General features: G+C 71.7%; 17 protein-coding genes and 1 pseudogene. 9 read left to right on the top strand and 9 right to left on the bottom strand.

The features are described from left to right. From AB0472_RS10865 to AB0472_RS10845, 5 genes and pseudogenes are all read right to left on the bottom strand, one after another. A pseudogene (locus AB0472_RS10865) lies at positions 1-240 on the bottom strand (hypothetical protein); the annotation flags it as partial. A gap of 65 nt (positions 241-305) precedes the next feature. Further along, positions 306-1,787: a gluconate:H+ symporter gene (locus tag AB0472_RS10860; protein ID WP_366355320.1), complete on the bottom strand. Its 1,482-nt coding sequence runs from the start codon at positions 1,785-1,787 to the stop codon at positions 306-308. Positions 1,788-1,897: 110 nt separating this feature from the next. Beyond that, the gene (locus AB0472_RS10855; protein ID WP_366355318.1) at positions 1,898-2,308 is read right to left on the bottom strand and encodes a RidA family protein; all 411 of its coding nucleotides are present in this window, start codon (positions 2,306-2,308) and stop codon (positions 1,898-1,900) included. Next, the gene (locus AB0472_RS10850; protein WP_366355316.1) at positions 2,305-3,072 is read right to left on the bottom strand and encodes an IclR family transcriptional regulator; all 768 of its coding nucleotides are present in this window, start codon (positions 3,070-3,072) and stop codon (positions 2,305-2,307) included. Before AB0472_RS10850 ends, AB0472_RS10855 begins: the two co-directional genes overlap by 4 nt. Further along, a complete protein-coding gene (locus tag AB0472_RS10845) occupies positions 3,069-4,280 on the bottom strand; it encodes a sugar kinase (RefSeq protein WP_366355314.1) in 1,212 nt (403 codons plus the stop codon). The genes AB0472_RS10850 and AB0472_RS10845 overlap by 4 nt, the downstream gene beginning before the upstream one ends. Positions 4,281-4,420: 140 nt before the next feature. Here AB0472_RS10845 and AB0472_RS10840 point away from each other — a divergent pair, with 140 nt between their 5' ends. Both AB0472_RS10840 and AB0472_RS10835 read left to right on the top strand, forming a co-directional pair. After that, positions 4,421-5,698: an amino acid deaminase gene (locus AB0472_RS10840; RefSeq protein WP_366355312.1), complete on the top strand. Its 1,278-nt coding sequence runs from the start codon at positions 4,421-4,423 to the stop codon at positions 5,696-5,698. Between the two features lie 8 nt (positions 5,699-5,706). Then, entirely contained in the window at positions 5,707-7,323 is a 1,617-nt protein-coding gene (locus tag AB0472_RS10835; RefSeq protein ID WP_366355310.1) for a D-aminoacylase, read from the top strand. A 65-nt stretch (positions 7,324-7,388) separates the two neighbouring features. On the opposite strand, the gene AB0472_RS10830 is transcribed toward AB0472_RS10835, so the two are convergent. The 3 genes from AB0472_RS10830 to AB0472_RS10820 form a co-directional block, all read right to left on the bottom strand. Further along, positions 7,389-8,222: a serine protease gene (locus tag AB0472_RS10830; protein WP_366355308.1), complete on the bottom strand. Its 834-nt coding sequence runs from the start codon at positions 8,220-8,222 to the stop codon at positions 7,389-7,391. A 103-nt stretch (positions 8,223-8,325) separates the two neighbouring features. Next, a complete protein-coding gene (locus AB0472_RS10825; protein ID WP_366355306.1) occupies positions 8,326-10,077 on the bottom strand; it encodes a P-loop NTPase fold protein in 1,752 nt (583 codons plus the stop codon). A gap of 85 nt (positions 10,078-10,162) precedes the next feature. After that, the gene (locus AB0472_RS10820) at positions 10,163-10,798 is read right to left on the bottom strand and encodes a hypothetical protein (RefSeq protein WP_366355304.1); all 636 of its coding nucleotides are present in this window, start codon (positions 10,796-10,798) and stop codon (positions 10,163-10,165) included. Positions 10,799-11,059: 261 nt separating this feature from the next. Between AB0472_RS10820 and AB0472_RS10815 the strand changes: the two genes are divergently transcribed. The 7 genes from AB0472_RS10815 to AB0472_RS10785 all read left to right on the top strand — a co-directional run bounded on the left by AB0472_RS10815 (position 11,060) and on the right by AB0472_RS10785 (position 17,522). Beyond that, on the top strand, positions 11,060-12,271 hold the full coding sequence (locus tag AB0472_RS10815) for a pyridoxal phosphate-dependent aminotransferase (RefSeq protein WP_366355302.1): 1,212 nt from the start codon (positions 11,060-11,062) through the stop codon (positions 12,269-12,271). Between the two features lie 93 nt (positions 12,272-12,364). Continuing rightward, complete coding sequence (locus tag AB0472_RS10810) at positions 12,365-12,787, top strand: hypothetical protein (protein WP_366355300.1); 423 nt, start codon at positions 12,365-12,367, stop codon at positions 12,785-12,787. A gap of 58 nt (positions 12,788-12,845) precedes the next feature. Next, positions 12,846-12,974, top strand: a complete 129-nt coding sequence (locus AB0472_RS10805; protein WP_366355298.1) for a hypothetical protein — start codon at positions 12,846-12,848, stop codon at positions 12,972-12,974. Positions 12,975-13,083: 109 nt separating this feature from the next. After that, on the top strand, positions 13,084-14,172 hold the full coding sequence (locus tag AB0472_RS10800) for a hypothetical protein (RefSeq protein WP_366355296.1): 1,089 nt from the start codon (positions 13,084-13,086) through the stop codon (positions 14,170-14,172). Between the two features lie 53 nt (positions 14,173-14,225). After that, positions 14,226-15,407 carry a toxic anion resistance protein gene (locus AB0472_RS10795; RefSeq protein ID WP_366355692.1) on the top strand — a complete coding sequence of 394 codons (1,182 nt, stop codon included), beginning with the start codon at positions 14,226-14,228 and terminating at the stop codon, positions 15,405-15,407. Next, positions 15,404-16,933: a VWA domain-containing protein gene (locus AB0472_RS10790; protein WP_366355294.1), complete on the top strand. Its 1,530-nt coding sequence runs from the start codon at positions 15,404-15,406 to the stop codon at positions 16,931-16,933. The genes AB0472_RS10795 and AB0472_RS10790 overlap by 4 nt, the downstream gene beginning before the upstream one ends. Next, entirely contained in the window at positions 16,920-17,522 is a 603-nt protein-coding gene (locus AB0472_RS10785; protein ID WP_366355292.1) for a hypothetical protein, read from the top strand. The genes AB0472_RS10790 and AB0472_RS10785 overlap by 14 nt, the downstream gene beginning before the upstream one ends. A 247-nt stretch (positions 17,523-17,769) precedes the next feature. On the opposite strand, the gene AB0472_RS10780 is transcribed toward AB0472_RS10785, so the two are convergent. Then, positions 17,770-19,614 carry a phosphoenolpyruvate carboxykinase (GTP) gene (locus tag AB0472_RS10780; protein ID WP_366355290.1) on the bottom strand — a complete coding sequence of 615 codons (1,845 nt, stop codon included), beginning with the start codon at positions 19,612-19,614 and terminating at the stop codon, positions 17,770-17,772. Between the last annotated feature and the right edge of the window lie 200 nt (positions 19,615-19,814).

Here is a 19,814-nt window from a genome sequence, read left to right as displayed (position 1 = left end):
CGGGCCCGCGGGGCCCCGGGCCCCCCCCGCGGCGGCGCCGGCGGTCCCCCCCGCCGCCTCCGCCTGCTCGGTCTCCTCCGGCCGGGCGTCCTCCGCCTGCGCGTCCTCCGCCTGCGCCTGCGCGTCCGCCTTCGCGTCCGCGGGCTCGGCGGACGCGGGTGAGGTGAGCCCGGGGATGAAGGCCGGGTCGAATCCGGCGCCCTCCAGGGGCTGGCTGTTGGCTCCTATGCGCTGCTCCACAGCGGGCAGTATGGTCCAAGAACCTGTGCCGGACACAGCCAGCCCCGGACTTCGTTATCAGACGCCTACACGAAGACGCCGAGCACGCCCGCCACCGCGAACCCCACCACCGACAGCACCGTCTCCAGCACGGTCCAGGTCTTCAGGGTGTCCCGCTCGCTGATGCCGAAGTACTTGGCCACCATCCAGAATCCGCCGTCGTTGACGTGCGAGGCGAAGATGGAACCGGCCGAGATGGACATGATGACGAGGGCGACGAAGGCCTGCGAGTGGTGGCCCTCGGAGAGGAGCGGGGCGACGATACCGGCCGTCGTCACGATCGCCACCGTCGCGGAGCCCTGGGCGACCCGCAGCACCACCGAGATCAGGTACGACAGGACGATCACCGGGAGCCCGACGCCGTGGAAGGTGTCGGAGAGGGCCTGGGCGACACCGCTCGCCTTCAGTACGGCACCGAAGATCCCGCCCGCGCCGACCACCAGCAGGATGTTGCCGACCGGCTTGAGGGACGCGGTCGACACGGTCTCCAGGGACTTGCGGGACCAGCCGCGCCGGATGCCGAGCAGGTAGTAGGCGAGGACCAGGGCGATGGTGAGGGCGACCATCGGCGTGCCGAAGAACTCGAGGACCGAGCGGCCGGTGGAGGGGTCGAGGGCGATGGAGGAGAAGGTCGCGGCGAGGATGAGGACGAGGGGCGTGCCGATGATGGCCAGGACCGTGCCGAGCGGCACCGGCTTCTCCTGGGGGGCCACTCCGGCCGCCCGCTGCTCCGCCACCACCGCCTGCCTGGCCTCGTCGGCCGCCTCGACCATGTCCTGCGGTACGGCGACGAAGATCCGCCTGCCGATCCACGCCGAGTACGCCCACGCGGCCAGCACCGCCGGGATGCCGCAGACGACGCCCATGAGGATGACCCAGCCGAGCTGGACGTGCAGCAGGGCGGCGGCGGCCACCGGGCCGGGGTGCGGCGGCAGGAAGGCGTGGGTCATGGAGAGGCCGGCGAGGAGCGGGAGGCAGTACAGCAGGATCGACTTGCCGCCGCGCTTGGCCGCCGCGTAGACGAGGGGGGCCAGCACGAAGATGCCGACGTCGAAGAAGACGGGGATGCCGAAGATCAGGCCGGTCAGGCCCATGGCGAGCGGGGCCCGCTTCTCGCCGAAGGCGCCGAGCAGCCGGCCGGCCAGCACCTCGGCGCCGCCGCTGACTTCGAGGATCGCGCCGAGCATCGTGCCGAGCCCGATGATGATCGCGACGTGGCCGAGGATGCCGCCCATGCCGGACTCGACGGTGGAGACGGCGTCCGAGCGCTGGACGGTGCCGAAGAGTTCGGTGACCGAGAGTCCGGCGAGCAGGCCGACGGCTATGGAGACGGCGAGGAGGGCCACGAAGGGCTGGAGCCGCGCCTTGATGATGAGGAAGAGGAGCAGGGCGATGCCGATCGCGGCGACGGTGAGGAGGCCGGCGGTGCCGTCGAGGAGGAGGAGCAGGCCTCCGGTGTGGGGTGGGGTGGTGGGGGTGGGGGTGGACGCCGCTAGGGGGAAGGGCATGTGGGGGTCCTCTGGGTAGGTGCATCGTGCTTTCGGGCAGGGGGCATCGCGGCACGGCACCCGGTGCGGGTGCCATGCCGTGCAGGACGTGCGGGAGTTGACGGAACCCGTCAGCCGAGGACGGCGAGGGCGTCGATCTCGACGAGGAGGCCGGCGGGCAGGCCGACGTACACGGTCGTACGGGCGGCGGGCGGCGCGGTGAGGCCCTGCTCCTCGAAGTAGGTGTTGTAGATGCCGTTCATCTCGGCGAAGTGGTCCACGTCCGTCAGATAGACGCGGATCATCATGACGTCGTCCCAGGAGGCACCGCCCTCCTCCAGGATCGCCTTGACGTTGGCCAGGGTCTGGAGGGTCTGCTCGCGCAGACCGGGACCGGCCGGGGTCGGCGGCTTGCCCTCCTCCGCGGGCAGGAAACCGACCTGGCCGGCGACCTGGAGGATGTTGCCCTTGCGGACGCCGTGCGAGAACTTCGCGGGCGGGGTGGTGTGGGTCGTGGGGGTGAGGGCGGTCTTCTCGGTCATCTGGTGCCGGCTTCCTTGATCGGTGTTCTGCCTGAGTACTCGCCGCTGATCGCGTCCGCCGTACGGCGCACCTGCGGGAGCAGGGTGAGGAGTTCGTCCGCGGTGACGACGACGTTCGGCGCGGAGACCGACATCGCGGCGACGACCCGCCCGTCGGCGCCGCGGACGGGGGCCGCGACGCAGTTGATGGACTCCTCGTGGCCGCCGAGGTCGGTGGCCCAGCCCTGTTCGCGCACCCTGGCCAGTTCCCTGAGGAACGCCTCCGCGTTGGGCGTCGAACGGGCCGTGTACATGGGGTAGTCGAGCTTGTCGGCGAGGGCCCGCCGCTCGGGCTCGGGCAGGTCGGCGAGGAGCAGCTTGGCGACGGCGGCGACGGTGATGGCCACGGGCTTGCCGATGCGGGAGTACATGCGCACCGGGTAGCGGCTCTCGACCTTGTCGATGTAGAGGACCTCGCCCTCCTCGAACACGGCGAGGTGCACGGTATGTCCGCAGGCCGTGTTGAGACGGGCCAGGTGGGGGTGGGCGATCTCGCGGACGTCGAGGTTCTCCATCGCCTCCTGGGCAAGGGCGAAGAGGCGGGCGCCGAGGCGGTAGCGCTGGTCGGACTGGCGGTAGACGAGCCCGTGTTCGTGGAGGGTGCGCAGCAGCCGCAGCGCGGTCGACTTGTGCACGCCGAGGCGGTCGGCGACCTGGCCGAGGTCGGCGGGGCCCTCGGCGAGCAGGGGCAGGATGCTGAGCGCTCGGTCGACGGTCTGGCTCATGGGGTGCGTTCCTCCTCTTCGGCCGCGCCGGCTTCGGTCCAGCCGGGGCCGAGTCGAAGTCTCTCCCACGCGCCGGTGTCCAGGGCGGTCAGCCGGTCGGTGGTGTCGCGGTCGGGGGGCGGGGCGAGGTCGGCGGGGGTGGTGAGGGCGGCGGCGGCGAAGAGGTGGCCGAGCCGGAGCGTCTGCGTGAGCGGGAGGCGGCGCAGGGCCCCGGAGAGGAAACCGGCGGCGAAGGCGTCGCCGGCGCCCACGGTTGCCACGACGTCGACGGCGGGGGCGGGTTCGAAGGTGCCGGTGAGCTGGGGCCGGGGGGTGGGGACGGGCACCGGCGCCGGCCGCGTGCCGCCCGCGCCCACCCGTGCCGCCCCAGCGGCACGGGTGGGCGCAGCCGGGAAGGGGCGCCCCGCAGGGGGTGCGGGGAACTGCGCGACCAGCCCCCACGCGCCCGCGCCCGGCATCGGCGGCCTGTCACCTCGCTGAAACGCCGTCGCCCCCTTCGCTCCCTGCTTCACCACCAGCACCTCCGGCTCGGGCAGCAGTTCCCGGACGGCCGCCGGTCCGCCCCCCACCCCCCACGCCAGCTCCGCCTCGTCCTCCCCCACAAAGACGACGTCGGCCCGGCGCGCCAGCTCCAGCAGCACCTCCGCGCCGTCACCCGAACCCCACAGCCCCGCCCGGTAGTTCACGTCGAACGACACCACCGGCGGCCGTTCCCCGGCGGAGGCCGTCAGCTCCCGCAGCAGCCCGAGGCAGCCCTCCGACAAGGCGGCCGTGATCCCCGACAGGTGCAGGATGCGGCCCGTGCGCACCGCCGCCAGGTCCACCGTCGCCGGCGACATCGCGGACGCCGCCGACCCGGCCCGGTAGTACGCGACCTCGTGCGCGTCCGTCGCCCGGTCACCGGCCGTACGGAAGTACACCCCCGTCGGCCGCCCGCGGTCGCGGCCCACGTACGAGACGTCCACGCCGTACGAGGCGACGGTCTCCAGCAGGTGGTCGCCGAAGCCGTCCGCGCCGACCCGGCTGACCCAGCGCACGGCGTGCCCGGCGGCGGACAGCGCGCACGCCACGTTGGACTCGGCGCCGCCGATCGCGCGGTCGAAGGACGGCACGTCCGCGAGGCGCCCCGGCCGGGTGGGCAGAAACGTGACCATGGACTCGCCGAGCGCGACGACGTCCACGGCGTCGACCGAGCCGGTGGCCTTCACGATGGTCGTGGCTCCTCGTCGTCGGGGAAGGGTGGCTACGGGCTCCATTGACCCGGCGTTGGCGTGGATGTTAGACAGCGGTAAGCGACATACGCAATGGACGTTGCAGAGAATGCAACCAACCAGATCAGGGAGGCTACGTGTCCCTCGACACCGGCACCGAAGCGCTCGCCCGGCTCGCGGAGGAACGCGTCGACCACCGTTTCAAGGGCCTCCCGCCGGACGCCGAGGGCCTCACCGTCGGCGAACTGGCCGCCCAGCGCCGCAACCTGTTCTCGGACGGCTTCGCGACCCCGGTGCTGGCCCTGTCCGCCGAGCGCCTTGAACACAACCTCGCGCTGATGGAGTCGTACACCGAACGGCACGGCCTCGCCTTCGCCCCGCACGGCAAGACCTCGATGGCCCCGCAGCTCTTCCACCGGCAGACCGCGCGCGGGGCGTGGGGCATCACCCTCGCCGTGCCGCACCAGGTGCGGGTGGCGCGGGCGTTCGGCACCCGCCGGGTCTTCCTCGCCAACGAACTCGTGGACGCCCCCGCGCTCCGCTGGATCGCCGCCGAGCTGGAGCGCGACGCCGACTTCCGCTTCCTCTGCTACGTCGACTCCGTGCGCGGGGTCGAGCTGATGGACGCGGCGCTGCGCGGAACCGGCCGCCCCGTGGACGTCGTGGTGGAGCTCGCCGCCGGGGAGGGCGCCCGTACCGGGGTGCGTACCGAGGCGGAGTGCGCGGCGGTCGCGGACGCGGTGGCCGGGACCCGGACGCTGCGGCTGGCCGGGGTGGCCGGGTACGAGGGCGAGGTCCCGCAGGCCGACCCGGACCGGGTGCACGCGTATCTGCGCCGGCTGGTCGCGCTCGCCGTCGGGTTCGACAAGGCCGGCCGGTTCGCGGGCCTGACGGAGATCGTGGTGAGCGCGGGCGGCAGCGCCTGGTTCGACGCGGTCGCGGACGTCTTCGCGGACATCCCCGAACTGTCCGTCCCAGTAGTGAAGTTGCTGCGCTCGGGCGCGTACGTCTCGCACGACGACGGCCGCTACCGGGACGTCACCCCCTTCAACCGGGTTCCCGAGGAGGGCGCCCTGGAGCCCGCCTTCCGGCTCTGGGCGCAGATCGTCTCCCGGCCCTCCCCGGAGCAGGCCTTCGCCAACGCGGGCAAGCGGGACGCGGCCTACGACCTCGACCTGCCCGTCGCCCAGGTGATCCGCCGGGCGGGCACCGAGCGCCCGGCGACCGGGATCTCGGTCACCGGCCTGTCCGACCAGCACGCCTGGCTGCGCACCGGGCCCGGGGCGGACCTGGAGGTCGGGGACTGGGTGGGCCTCGGCCTCTCCCACCCGTGCACGTCGTTCGACAAGTGGCAGCTGATCCCGGTGGCCGAGGCGGACGGGACGGTCGTCGACTACATCCGCACGTTCTTCTAGGAGGGGCCGTGGAGCAGCTCGTCATCCGGGACGCGGACGTCGTCGACGGCAGCGGGGAACCCTCCTACCGCGCCGACGTGGTGATCGACGGCGGCCGGATCGTGTCGATCGTCAAGGAGGCCGCGGCGGCGGGCTGCCAACGCCCGCGTGCGACGCGCGAGCTGGACGCGGAGGGCCTGGTCCTCTCGCCCGGCTTCGTCGACATGCACGCGCACAGCGACCTCGCCCTGCTGCGCGACCCCGATCACAGCGCGAAGGCCGCGCAGGGGGTGACCCTGGAGGTGCTGGGCCAGGACGGCCTTTCCTACGCCCCGGTCGACGACCGCACGCTGGCGGAGGTCCGCCGGGCGATCGCCGGCTGGAACGGCCCGGGCGACGACATCGACTTCGACTGGCGGTCGGTGGGCGAGTACCTGGACCGCCTCGACCGGGGCGTCGCCGTCAACGCGGCGTACCTCGTCCCCCAGGGCACGGTCCGCGCACTCGCGGTCGGCTGGGAGGACCGCGCGGCGACCCCGGCCGAACTGGACCACATGCGCCGGCTGGTGGCCGAGGGCCTGGCCCAGGGCGCGGTCGGCCTGTCCTCCGGCCTCACCTACACCCCCGGCATGTACGCGCCGGACGCCGAGCTCACCGAGCTGTGCCGGGTGGTGGCGGAGTACGGCGGCTACTACTGCCCGCACCACCGCTCGTACGGGGCGGGCGCTCTGGAGGCGTACGCGGAGATGGTCGCCCTGACCCGGGAGGCCGGCTGCCCGCTGCACCTGGCCCACGCCACCATGAACTTCGGCGTGAACAAGGGCCGGGCCCCCGAACTGCTGGCCCTCCTCGACGCGGCCCTCGCCGCGGGCGCCGACGTCACCCTCGACACGTACCCCTACACCCCCGGCAGCACGACCCTCGCGGCGATGCTGCCGAGCTGGGCGAACGAGGGCGGCCCGGCGGCGGCCCTCGCCCGCCTCGCGGACGGCACGACAGCCGAACGGATCCGTCACCACCTGGAGACCGTCGGCTCCGACGGCTGCCACGGCGTGCCCATCGAGTGGGACACGATCGAGATCTCGGGTGTGACCGACCCCGCCCTCACGGACCTCGTCGGCCGGACGGTCCAGGAGTCGGCGGACGCCCACGGCGAGTCCCCCTGGACGACGGCCCGCCGCCTCCTCCTCACCGACCGCCTCGGCACCACGATCCTCCAGCACGTCGGCCACGAGGAGAACGTCCGCACGATCATGCGCCACCCTGTCCACACGGGCGGCTCCGACGGTATCCTCCAGGGCACGAAACCCCACCCCCGCGCCTACGGCACGTTCCCGCACTACCTCGGCCACTACGTTCGGGAGCTGGGCGTCCTCTCGCTGGAGGAGTGCGTCGCCCACCTCACCGCCCGCCCCGCGGCCCGGCTGCGCCTGCCGGACCGCGGCCTGGTGCGCGAGGGCTACCGCGCCGACCTCGTCCTCTTCGACCCGCGCACGGTCGCGGCGGGCTCGACCTTCGAGAACCCACGCCGACTGCCGACGGGCATCCCCCACGTCCTGATCGACGGCCGCTTCGTGATCGAGGACGGCCGGAGAACAGACGAACTGGCGGGGCGCTCGATCCGGCGTACACCCCACCTCACCTAGGGGCGCGGGGAACTGCGCGACCAGCCCCCTCGGCCTGCACCCGAAAACGAAACACCCACCACCCCCTACGGCTTGGGCAGGGTGCAACCACTCGCACCGAGGTTCAGCACGTTCCCCGTCGTGAAGCACGCCGGAATGAGGTACGTCTCCTCGGCGTAGTTGATCCCCTGGCGAACCGTCACGTTCCCGTTCGCGTCCACCTCGCAGGGGTTGTCGACGGTGCACCGCTCCCCGTCCTCGTTGCCCGTGTTGTTGACGGCGACGACCTGGCCCGTGGTGGTGTCGATCACCGGCGACCCCGACGTCCCGCCGATCGTGTTGCACGCGGAGGTGTAGCGGACCGAGTCCTTCCAGGTCCAGTCGCCCTCCTTCAGGCGGTACACGAACCCGTCGATGTTGCAGCTGTAGATCGTCTTCCAGTAGCCGGAGACGACCTTGATGGCGGTGCCGGCGACGGGGTGGGCGGCGCTGACGGTGAGCGGGCTGATGCCGTAGGAGCTCTTGATCGCGGCGTACGTCGTGGTGGTGCGGTAGATCGTGACGTCGGTGTCGGTCATCGTCGAGTAGACGACCTGGTTGGCGCGGAGCGTGGCGACCCTGCTGCCGGAGGAGTTGAGCAGGCCGAAGGTACGGCTGGAGGACTGGCCGGTGATGACCTCGCCCGGCTCCGGGAAGCCGGTCTCCAGGCAGTGGCCGTTGGTGAGGACCAGCGCCGGGTCGCTGTCCGCGGAGTTCGGGAAGCGGATGACGGAGCCGGAGCAGTTGCTGAGCGAGACGGTGCCCGCGAAGTTGACGGTCACCGCGGCGGCCTTGGCCGGCTGCGGTACGGCGACCGCCGGAACCGCGCCGATCCCGGTGATGGCCAGGGAGGCGAGCGCGGCGACGAGAGGCTTGTTCATGTGGGGGTCCCCTCTGTACGACGAGGTGACCGGAGATCTTCCGGCCACCCGTTTTTGTCATGCACATTCTCATCACAGGGGGCCGCGCGGGCAAGGAGCTGTTTCAGGAACGGTGTTGGCGGATTTCCGCGCAGGCGGCGTCGATGTGCTCGAAGAGAACAGAGGAGCCGGACGTGATGCGCGCGCCGAGTTCGCGGCTGCGCTGCTCACGGGCGGGAGTGAGGCGGCCGACGAAGAACACGACGGGACCGTCGAAGAGCCCCCTGCTCCGCCAGGCCGCCAGATCGGCGAACCCCGCGTCCCGTTCCGTGCCGCGGGTGACATCGGAAATCACCAGGTCCACGGGGTGGGTGGAGAGGATCCGGTCGGCCGTCGGGCCGCTCCGGGCCACCAGGACGTCCGCTCCGTGCGCCCGGAGGTAGCGCACGGAGGTCGCGTTCCGTTCCGGGTGGTCGTCCACCCACAGGACACTGACGTCCCGGTACTCGTCCCGGCCCTCCACCGGCCGGGCCGACGGGTCCTCGTCCGCGTGGACCGCGACAGGCGCGGCGCCCTCCTGCAACCGCCGCACCAGTTCGTCCGCCTGCGGCAGCCGCATCCACTCCTCGACGAGATGGACGAAGCCGTGGTCCCTCGCCAGCTCCGGGAACGTGGCGGGCAGCTCCTCCTCCAGCCGGGTCAGCACCGCCTCCCAGCTGTCCGGAGCCCCGCTCTCCGGCGCCGCGAGCCCGTGCCCGGTCACCGAGTCCACCGTCGTACGCCACGACTCGGCGTCGGCCTCGGCCCACCGGCTCAGCACCCGCCTGGCCGTCCGGTACTCCAGGAACTCCCGCGCCGCGTGCCCGTGGGTGCCGTCGGTGGAGACGAGCAGGCGGTAGAAGTCGCCGTACAGGTGCTGCAGCAGAAGGGTCCTGACGACGGCCTCCGGCCTGAAGCGTGCCCACACCGGATTGAGCGCGCACTCCAGACCGAAGCCGTTGATGAGGCGCTTGATCCGGCGCGGGTTGCGGGCCGAGCGGGCGGCGATCAGCCGCACCAGGTCGTCGTCCACCAACTCACGCAGCCCCGAGCGTTCGGCACAGCTGCGGACATACGCCTCCAGGTGGTCGCCGCCCGCCACCGGCAGCCGGTAGCTCGTCTGGAAGATCTTCTCCATGAACGCCGTACCGGCCGGTCCCAGGTCCCGCAGCAGCCCGGACGACCCGAGCGCGGCACGGTCGCAGCCGATGACGAAGGCGAGGCCGGGGACGTCCAGATAGACCTTCACCGCCTCGCACACCGCGAGGACCGTCTCCTCGGCACAGCGGTCGAGGTCGTCGACGAAGACGACCAGCAGGCGGCGGGGCCGGTCGCCGGCCCCCTCCGCCCAGGCAGTGGCGAGCTCGCGCAGCTCGGTCCGCAAGTCGTTGCGGGTCTTCGCGTCGACCGACAGCTCCGCCCAGAACCGGTCGACCAGGCCCGCCAGCCCGACCGTCGCGCCCGCCACCGTCAGCGTCGCCCGCAGGGCCGTCAGCCACGGTGCCCTCCCGGAGAGCCGGGCCACCGCCCGCCGCAGCACCCGCTCGTCCAGCTGCATCAGGACGGTCTTGATGAGCCCTTCGAGGGCGTCGGCACCGGTCGAGGTCCAGGCGTTGTACCAGACGGTCTCGACGTCCTTCTGCTGTAACTCCGCCTCGACCAGCCGCATCAGACTGCTCTTCCCCATGCCCCAGCCGGCGTCCACGGCAAGCGTCAGCGGGGTCGCGGACCGGGAGTCGTGCAACAGCTTTGCCAGCTGTCGGGCGGCCCGCCCGGCGCCGAGCAGATCGGCCGCGGGGCCGGTCACGGGCTCGTCGTTGAGCAGCGAGAATTCCATGCGGCCCCCTTCGCTCAGGGGGTCAAACTATATGTTTCCGCGGCCACTTGGGGCCGAGCGCACCGCCCTGCCCAGGGGCTCGCCCCTAGCGTCCCCTGCCGCCGCCCCGTCCGTGCCCCCAGCCGTGCCCCCCGTACGTGGGGCTCGCCGTCGGGGACGTCGCGGTGGCGGTCGGCGAAGGTGTCGCGCTCGCGCCGTGCGTCGGGGTGGCGGTCGCCGGGTGACCCTCCGATGCCGACACCGGTGTCCCGGCCGTGGACGTGGAGCGGGCCGACGGCGACTCCGCGACCGACGCGGCCGACTTCACCGAGGGCGCGGCGGACGCACTGCCGGAGCGCTCTCCCGACGCCGGCGCCGACGACTCGCCGACCGTGTGCTTCGCGCGGTCCTGCTCGACCTGGCCGCCGCCGGACGACGAGGAGAAGGTGAAACCGGCGACCAGTGCGGCCACGGACGCGGCGCCCACCGCACCCACGACAACCGCCACGCGCTTGGCGCGCAGGCCGCCCGCGTCACGGGCCGCCCGCCGCCGATCGGCCCGGCCCGGCCCCGGTACCGGCACCGCAGGCGCGACCCGGGGCAGCTCGCGCGTCTCGTCGTACGCGTTGAGCCAGCCGTGCGCGGAGGCCGGATCCCGGTACTCCTCGTACACGGGGGCCGGTCCGCCCTCGGGTCGGTAGACGCTGGGCGCCGCGGTCTCGTCCTCGGCAGGTCTCGGCATGGACGCGAATTCTAGGGAGGGGAGGACCCTTTGAGACAGCTACCGGCGATAACGGGCCAAATCAGCCCGCCCCGCGGACCCGGCAGGACGGCCCCTTCCAGACCGAGGAGAACCATCACCCCGCAGGAGCGGCGGGGCCGGGGGCCCGTCACCACGCCGGGAAGCGGCCCGAGCCAGGAATCCCCTCCTACCAGGGACGGGAGCGGCCAAGTGGTGGAAAACACGACCCGACCGGCGTTACCGCCCCGTAAGCTCACCGGCATGCAGGTGATCCAGTCGACCAAGCTCGCCAACGTCTGTTACGAGATCCGGGGGCCGGTTCTCGAGGAGGCGATGCGGCTCGAGGCCGCGGGGCACCGCATCCTCAAGCTCAACACCGGCAACCCGGCCGCCTTCGGCTTCGAGTGCCCGCCGGAGATCCTGGAGGACATCCTCCGCAACGTCTCCTCGGCGCACGGCTACGGCGACGCGAAGGGCCTGCTGGCCGCCCGGCGCGCGGTCGTCATGCACAACCAGACCATCGGCATCGAGACCGACGTCGAGCACGTCTTCATCGGCAACGGCGTCTCCGAGCTGATCGTGATGGCCATGCAGGGGCTGCTCGACGACGGGGACGAGGTACTCGTGCCGGCGCCGGACTACCCGCTGTGGACCGCGGCCGTCTCCCTGTCCGGCGGTACGGCCGTGCACTACCGCTGCGACGAGCAGTCGGACTGGATGCCCGACCTCGCCGACGTCGAGCGCAAGGTCACCGACCGCACCAAGGCGATCGTCATCATCAACCCGAACAACCCGACGGGCGCGGTGTACGACGAGGCGATGCTGCGCGGGCTGACCGACATCGCCCGCCGCCACAACCTCCTCGTCTGCTCGGACGAGATCTACGACAAGATCCTCTACGACGGCGCCACGCACACGCCGACCGCCGCGATCGCCCCGGATCTGCTCACGCTGACCTTCAACGGCATGTCCAAGGCCTACCGGGTGGCCGGCTACCGGGTCGGCTGGATGGCCGTCTCCGGCCCCCGCGCGCACGCCGACTCCTACATCGAGGGCCTGACGATCCTCGCGAACATGCGGCTGTGCGCGAACATGCCCGGTCAGCACGGGGTCGTGGCCGCGCTCAGCGGACGCCAGACGATCAACGACCTCGTCCTGCCGGGCGGGCGGCTGAAGGAGCAGGTGGACCTCGCCTACGAGCTGCTCACCCAGATCCCGGGCGTGAGCTGCGTCCGCCCCAAGGGCGCGCTGTACCTCTTCCCGCGCCTCGACCCCCAGGTCTTCAAGATCAAGGACGACCGACAGATGGTCCTCGACCTGCTGCGGCAGGAGAAGATCATGGTCGTCCAGGGCACCGGTTTCAACTGGCCGGAGCCGGACCACTTCCGGGTGGTGACCCTGCCGACCATCGGGGACCTGCGGGACGCGATCACCCGGATCGGGCGGTTCCTGGACGGCTACGGCCAGCCGTAGGCAGTCACCGGACCACCGTTCGTGAACCGGATCAACTTTAGACCGAATCTAAGCTAGGATGGTTTCCTGTCAGAGCACAGGAGGCCATCTCCCATGTACGAGCCGATCCGCACCCCTGCTTCCCGCAAGGGGTCCGTCCACAGCACGATGGCCGGCACGCCTTCCGACTTCCCGCACCGCACGCGCGAGGAGGAGCTGGACATCCAGCTCGCGGGGCACCTCGCCGCACTGCTCGCCGTCACGGACGAGCTGCGCGCCCGCACGCCGTCCACCGACCTCGACGCCGCCGCGACCCGGCTGGCCGAGCAGGTGGCCCGGCTGCGGGGCGGGCGTACGCCGGTCCGCGCGACACAGCCGGCGGTCCTGGAACCGGCCGCGCTGCACGAGCGCGCGCACGCCGTCGCCGGTCGCGCCCTGCTGGTCGCGGCGTCCCGCGCGGACACCGCGGCGGCGATCCTCGCGGCGGAGCGCATGGACGCCCACGCGGCGGCCGCGGAACTCACCACAGCCGGCTGACCGCCCCCGGACGGCCCCGGTCCGCGCGCTCCCGCAGCGACGCGCGGACCGGGTTGCCATGTCCCAGCACGCCGAGGTCGCGGGCATGGAACACCCGACGATGCGCGTGATCGCCGAACAACCCGGGGCCTGCGCGGAGCAGCTCGCGGGGCGGCGTCACGGCGAGGCCGGGAGCGGCCCCACCTGACGGCATCCGGCGGAGTTCGGCACTCCGGTTTCGTTCCGGGGCGTCCCCTTCACCACCCGTTCACCCGTTCCACCCAGGACTGAGGGATTCCGGGAGCACTCTCCCCCTCGTGAGACGTATCGCGGGAATCGTCCTCGCGGTGCTGCTGATCGGTGGCGTGGTGGCTGCCGTCGTCGCAGGCCGGCAGGGGGACGACAAGGGCACGGCAACGAAGACCGTGCGTGGTGTGATCGGTTCGGAGAAGTCGGACTTCTTCGCCGATCCCGATGTGGTGAAGGCCCTCGCCGCCAGGGGCTACACCGTGAAGACGGAGGCGTCCGGATCCTGGGCCATGGAGGATCTGGACCTGAAGGGCTACGACTTCGCCTTTCCGTCCAGCTCGGCGCCCGCCGACACGCTGGCCGCGAAGTACCGTGCCCGCCAGCCCCTCCCCCGCCCCTTCTACTCGCCCCTCGTCGTGGTCGCCCACCGCGGCGCGGCCGAGGTGCTGGCCGCCAACGGGCTCGCCGTGCTCGACGGCAAGGGCAGGGGCACCCTGAAGATGGCCGCCTACCTGGACGCCGCCCGGCACGACCGGACCTGGCAGCAGCTCAAGGGGGCGACGGCGCACGGGGAGCTGACCGGGACGCTGTACATCACCAGCACCGATCCGGAGACCTCCAACTCCGGCGCTCTCTACCTCGCCGCCGCCTCCTACGTCGCCAACGGCGGGAGGGTGGTGGCGAGCGACGCCGACGTCGCGAGGACCGCGCCGCTGCTGCACAAGCTGGTCAGCGTGCAGGGGGCGCAACAGCCCAGCAGCGACTCGGTGTTCAGGGACTTCATCAGCGGCGCCGGCAATCCGTTGGTGTGTCTGTACGAGTCGCAGGTCGTGTCGCTCCTCGGCGACCGGCAGGGACAGCAGGGCGCCGACGGCGACCTCGTCGTCCTCTACCCGGACACCACGGTCAACAGCGACCACACCATCGTGCCGCTCGACGACGCCGGCCGGCAGCTCGGCGAACTCCTCAGCACCGACCCGACCCTGCGCAGACTCGCCGTCCGGCACGGCTTCCGGCCCCAGGGCGACTCCGCCGAGTTCGTCAAGGCCACCGCCGGCCACACCGCCTACCTCAACCAGACACTGACCGGCGTCCGGCAGGCGCCCGTGCCCACCTCCGCGGTGCTGCACGAGATGGCCCGCCGGGCGCGCGGCTGACGGGGGATCCTGTGACCAACTTCGACAAGACGAGGCCGAGCGACGGCGAGTCGATGCACCCGCCCACGCTCAGCGGAGACGACGTCTTCACCCTGACCCCGCCGGAGGCGGTCGCGCCCGTCCCGCGGGAGAAGGCGGGCGGGCTGGTCCCCGTCGACGACGGCGTCCGTACGGACATGGCACGCAAGGCCTCCGACTACGTCCGGGACCTCGCCACCCTGGACGCCCGCTCGCCGGAGTTCGCGAGCAAGGTCGGCGAGATCACCGGCCTGGGCGCCGGCGAGCTGCGCACCGCCGCCGCGCAGTCCAACCGCATGCTGGAGCGCGCCGTGCGCAGCCTGCCCGACAAGGGCGGTGACGCGCAGGCCAAGGTGGCCGGTTCGCTGGTCGAACTGCGCCGGGTCGTCGAGGACCTGGACCCGCGCGACCTGTCGGCCGGCAAGGGCCGCACGTTCCTCTCCCGGCTGCCCGGCGGCAACAAGCTCCGCGACCACGTGGCCAAGTACGCGTCCGCGCAGGGCACGCTGAACAGGATCGTGGGCTCGCTGCGCGGCGGCCAGGACGAACTGCGGCGGGACAACGCGGCGTTGCAGACGGAGCGGGTGCGGCTCTGGGAGACCATGGGCAAGCTGCAGGAGTACGTCGTCCTCACCCAGGCCCTGGACACCGCCGTCGAGCAGCACGTCGCCCGGATCCCGGACCCCCAGGAGGCCGACGCCGTGCGGGCGGACGTGCTCTTCCCGGTCCGGCAGAAGCACCAGGACCTGCTCACCCAGCTCGCGGTGTCCGCGCAGGGCTACCTCGCGATGGACGTCGTACGACGCAACAACGACGAGCTGATCAAGGGCGTCGAACGCGCCGCCACCACCACCGTCTCCGCACTGCGGATCTCGGTGATGCTGGCCTCCGCGCTCGACCACCAGAAGAAGGTGATCGAGCAGGTCAACGCCTTGCGCGGGACGACCGAGGAGCTGATCCGGGGCAATGCCGAGATGCTCGCGAACCAGAGCGGGGAGATCCAGCGCATAGCCGCCGACCCGGCCGTGGGCGCCGAGACACTGCGGGCCGCGTTCCAGCAGATCTACCGGACCCTGGACGCCATCGACACCTACAAGGTGCAGGCGACCGAGGCGATGGCGACCACCGTGCAGTCCCTCACCGACGAGCTCCAGCAGGCCGGTGCCTACCTGGAGCGCAGCCGCTCGAAGAGCGCTCTGGAGGGCGGTCCCGCATGAGCAGACGCCCCTTCCTCGCCCTCCTCGCGGCGGCCGCCGTCGTCCTGACCGGCTGCACCTCCGAGGACCACGGCGACGACGCCACGGCCCCGGAGCCGGGCACCCTGCGGGTCCTCGCCTCCTCCGAACTCAGCGACATGACAGCCGTCCTCGACCGGGTCCGGAAGGACACCGGGGTCACCGTCCGGCCCACCTACATGGGCACCCTGGACGCCATCGACCTGCTGGCCAAGGGCAAGACGGACGGCAGGTACGACGCGCTCTGGCTGTCCTCCGACGACTACCTGCGGCTGCGCCCGGAGGCGGCGAGGAAGGTCGTCTCCGAGACGTCGATCATGTCCAGCCCGGTCGCGATCGGCGTGAAGACGACCACCGTGCGGGCGCTGGGCTGGAAGCCGGCCGACGTCACCTGGTCCCAGGTCGAGCAGGCCGTGGAGGCCGGCCGGCTGACGTACGGCATGACGGACCCGGCCCGCTCCAACTCCGGCTTCGCCACGCTGGTCTCGGTGGCCTCCGCGCTCTCCGGCGCCCAGTCGGCGCTCACGGACGAGGACGTCACCAAGGCGACCCCCCGGCTGAAGAAGTTCTTCAAGGGCCAGACCCTGACCTCGGGCTCCTCCGGCTGGCTGGCCTCGGCCTACCAGCGGCGCGGCACCGTCGACGCCCTGCTCAACTACGAGTCCGTGCTCCAGGGCATCCGCGGTCTCACCGTGATCCGGCCGAAGGACGGCGTGGTCACCGCCGACTACCCGTTCTCCTCCCTGGCCTCGACCTCCGCCGCCACCCGCGAGGACGTCCGCAGGGTCACGGAGGACCTGCGCGGCACGGCCGTGCAGAAGCTGATCACGGACACCACCCACCGCCGGCCGGTCGTGGCCTCCGTCGCCCCGGCCGCCGGCCTGGACACCGGCCGCCGCCGCGAACTCCCCTTCCCCGGCAGCCGGTCGGTGGCCGACGGGCTCATCTCGGCCTACGAGAACGACCTGCGCCGGCCCTCCCGCACGGTCTACGTCCTGGACACCTCGGGCTCGATGGAAGGCGACCGACTCTCCCGCCTGAAGGCGGCCCTCACCGGCCTGACCAGCGACTTCCGCAACCGCGAGGAGGTCACCCTGATGCCGTTCGGCTCGGACGTGAAGAGCGTCGGCACCCACGTGGTCGACGACAAGACAGACCTCGCCGCGATCCGCAGGGACACCGACGCCCTGCACGCCGACGGCAACACGGCGATCTACACCTCCCTGGAGAAGGCGTACGGCCGGCTGACCCCTTCCGCGGACACCTTCACGTCGATCGTGCTGATGACCGACGGCGAGAACACCACGGGGGCCAAGGCCGGTGACTTCGACGCGTTCTACCGCAAGCTCTCCGCCGGCCGGCAGCAGATCCCGGTCTTCCCCATCCTCTTCGGCGACTCCTCCCGCACCGAGCTCCAGCACATCGCCGACCTGACCGGAGGCCGTCTCTTCGACGCCCAGCAGGGCTCCCTGGACGGCGCCTTCGAGGAGATCCGTGGCTACCAATAAGGCCCTCGCCTACCTGGAGTCCCGCAAGAACCTGACCGGTTCGGCGGGCGGCCTGCTGGGTCTGGTCCTGACGTTCACGGGCGTGGCCGGGCCGTACTGGCCGGTGGTGGTGGCGGGACTGTACGGGGCGGCCGCGCTGATCGCCCCGCCGGAGCGTCCGCCGCTGCCGGACTTCCCGACCCCTTCGGCCCAGCTGGAGGAGGTCCGCGCCGACTTCCGCACCCTGGAGACCTACCTGGCGGAGGTCGGCCTGCCGGCCCCGGCGGAGGCCCGACTCGCCGAACTGACCGGTCTGCTCACGGCGTTGCTCGACCCGGGCTGGGCCGCCGAACTCCTGGCCCAGGACCCGGAGGGCGTCCACGTCCTGTCCCGGGCCGTCCGGCAGGACATCCCGGAGGCGGTCGACAGCTTCGTACGCACCCGGTGGTGGACCCGCCTGGCACCCGGCCAGGAACCACCCGAACAGCACCTGGAACGCCAGCTGTCCCTCCTGAAGGAGGAGGCGGAACGCCTGGCAGCGGCCCTGCGGGACACGGAGGCGATGCGCCAGGAATCGCACACCCGCTACTTGGAGGAAAGGGGCAACTGAACGCCCCTGGAGGGGGCGGGGGGAACTGTGCGATCAGCCCCCACCCGCCCGCACCCGGCAACGCGCCCCACAGGCGAAGGCCTGTCGCCGCCCGGGCTCCCGTCGGGGCGGACGGGAAAAGGCGGCGACAGGCCCGGAGCCCCGCACCCCATTGTGCGCGGCCTCGCCGGTCTCACACCGCGGCCGGTCGTGACGATCGCTGGTCAGGGCACATCCGAACCGGCCGCGGAGTCTTTCCGAGGGGGAGTTATCCCAGCCGCTCCACCAGCGCCCGGTACTCCGCCCACAGCTCCTTCGGCGTGTGCTCGCCGAACGTGTTGAGGTGGTCGGGGACGAGCGCCGCCTCCTCCCGCCAGACCTCCTTGTCGACCGTCAGCAGGAGGTCGAGGTCGCTGTCGTCGAGGTCGAGCCCGTCGGTGTCGAGGGCGTCCCGGGTCGGCAGCACGCCGATCGGCGTCTCCACGCCGTCCGCCCTGCCGTCCAGCCGCTCCACGATCCACTTCAGGACGCGGGAGTTCTCGCCGAAGCCGGGCCAGACGAACGCGCCCGCGTCGTTCTTGCGGAACCAGTTGACGTAGTAGATCTTCGGCAGCTTGGCCTGGTCCTTGTCCTTGGCCACGTCGATCCAGTGGGCCATGTAGTCGCCCATGTTGTAGCCGCAGAACGGGAGCATCGCGAACGGGTCGCGGCGCAGCTCGCCGACCTTGCCCTCGGCGGCGGCGGTCTTCTCGGAGGCCACGTTGGCACCGAGGAAGACGCCGTGGTTCCAGTCGAAGGACTCGGTGACCAGCGGGACGGCGGTGGCGCGGCGGCCGCCGAAGAGGATCGCCGAGATCGGCACGCCCTTCGGGTCCTCCCACTCCGGCGCGATGATCGGGCACTGGGCGGCCGGGACGGTGAAGCGGGCGTTGGGGTGGGCGGCCGGGGTCTCGGAGCCCGGCGTCCAGTCGTTGCCCTTCCAGTCCGTGAGGTGGGCCGGCAGCTCCTCCGTCATGCCCTCCCACCAGACGTCGTCGTCGTCCGTGAGCGCGACGTTGGTGAAGACCGCGTTGCCCCACAGCGTCTTCATCGCGTTGGCGTTGGTGTGCTCACCGGTGCCGGGTGCGACGCCGAAGAAGCCGGCCTCGGGGTTGATGGCGTACAGGCGGCCGTCGGCGCCGAACCGCATCCAGGCGATGTCGTCGCCGATCGTCTCCACGGTCCAGCCGGAGACGGTGGGCTCCAGCATGGCGAGGTTCGTCTTGCCGCAGGCGCTCGGGAAGGCTGCGGCGACGTACTTGGACTCGCCCTGCGGGGGCGTGAGCTTGAGGATCAGCATGTGCTCGGCGAGCCAGCCCTCGTCGCGCGCCATGACGGAGGCGATGCGCAGGGCGTAGCACTTCTTGCCGAGCAGGGCGTTGCCGCCGTAGCCGGAGCCGTAGGACCAGATCTCGCGGGACTCGGGGAAGTGCGAGATGTACTTGGTCTGGTTGCACGGCCAGGGGACGTCGGCCTCGCCCTCCGCTAGGGGCGCGCCGAGGGTGTGGACGGCCTTGACGAAGAAGCCGTCCTCGCCGAGCTCGTCGAGGACGGCCTGGCCCATGCGCGTCATCGTGCGCATCGAGACGGCGACGTACGCCGAGTCCGTGATCTCCACGCCGAGGGCGGACAGCGGCGAGCCGAGGGGGCCCATGCAGAACGGGACGACGTACATCGTCCGGCCCTTCATCGAGCCGCGGAACAGGCCCTGCTCGCCCGAGGAGCTGCTTCCTTCACCGGTGAAGACGGCCCGCATCTCGGCGGGGTCCTTCCAGTGGTTGGTCGGGCCGGCGTCCTGCTCCCGCTCGGAGCAGATGAACGTGCGGTCCTCGACCCGGGCGACATCGGTCGGGTCGGAGGCCGCGTAGTACGAGTGGGGGCGCTTGATCGGGTCGAGCTTCTTGAAGGTGCCCTTCGCCACGAGCTCCTCGCACAGTCGCTCGTACTCGGCCTCGGATCCGTCACACCAGACCACGCTGTCCGGCTGCGTCAGTTCGGCGATCTCGTTGACCCACGAGACCAGTTCCTGATGTTTTGTGGGGATGACGGTGGGAGCCGCGATGTCGCGCGCCACGATTGCTCCTAAATGAGGGATTTTTGATCTTGTGGCCCTTTTTCAGGCCTTGTTGCCCCGTGGGGGCTGCGACCCGGACGCTTCGTAGCCGCTCATCCGGTGCCGACCGCACTCATTTGATCCTCCGACTCGATCACCCATCTGTCCAGAGGGAGTCACAGATGAGCGACGTGAGGAAGGCCACGGTTTCTGCGCCCACC

This window comes from Streptomyces sp. NPDC086777, from assembly GCF_040702065.1.
GTDB lineage: Bacteria > Actinomycetota > Actinomycetes > Streptomycetales > Streptomycetaceae > Streptomyces.
Note: the sequence above shows the minus strand (reverse complement) of the source record. Positions and strands in the feature narration are given on the sequence as shown.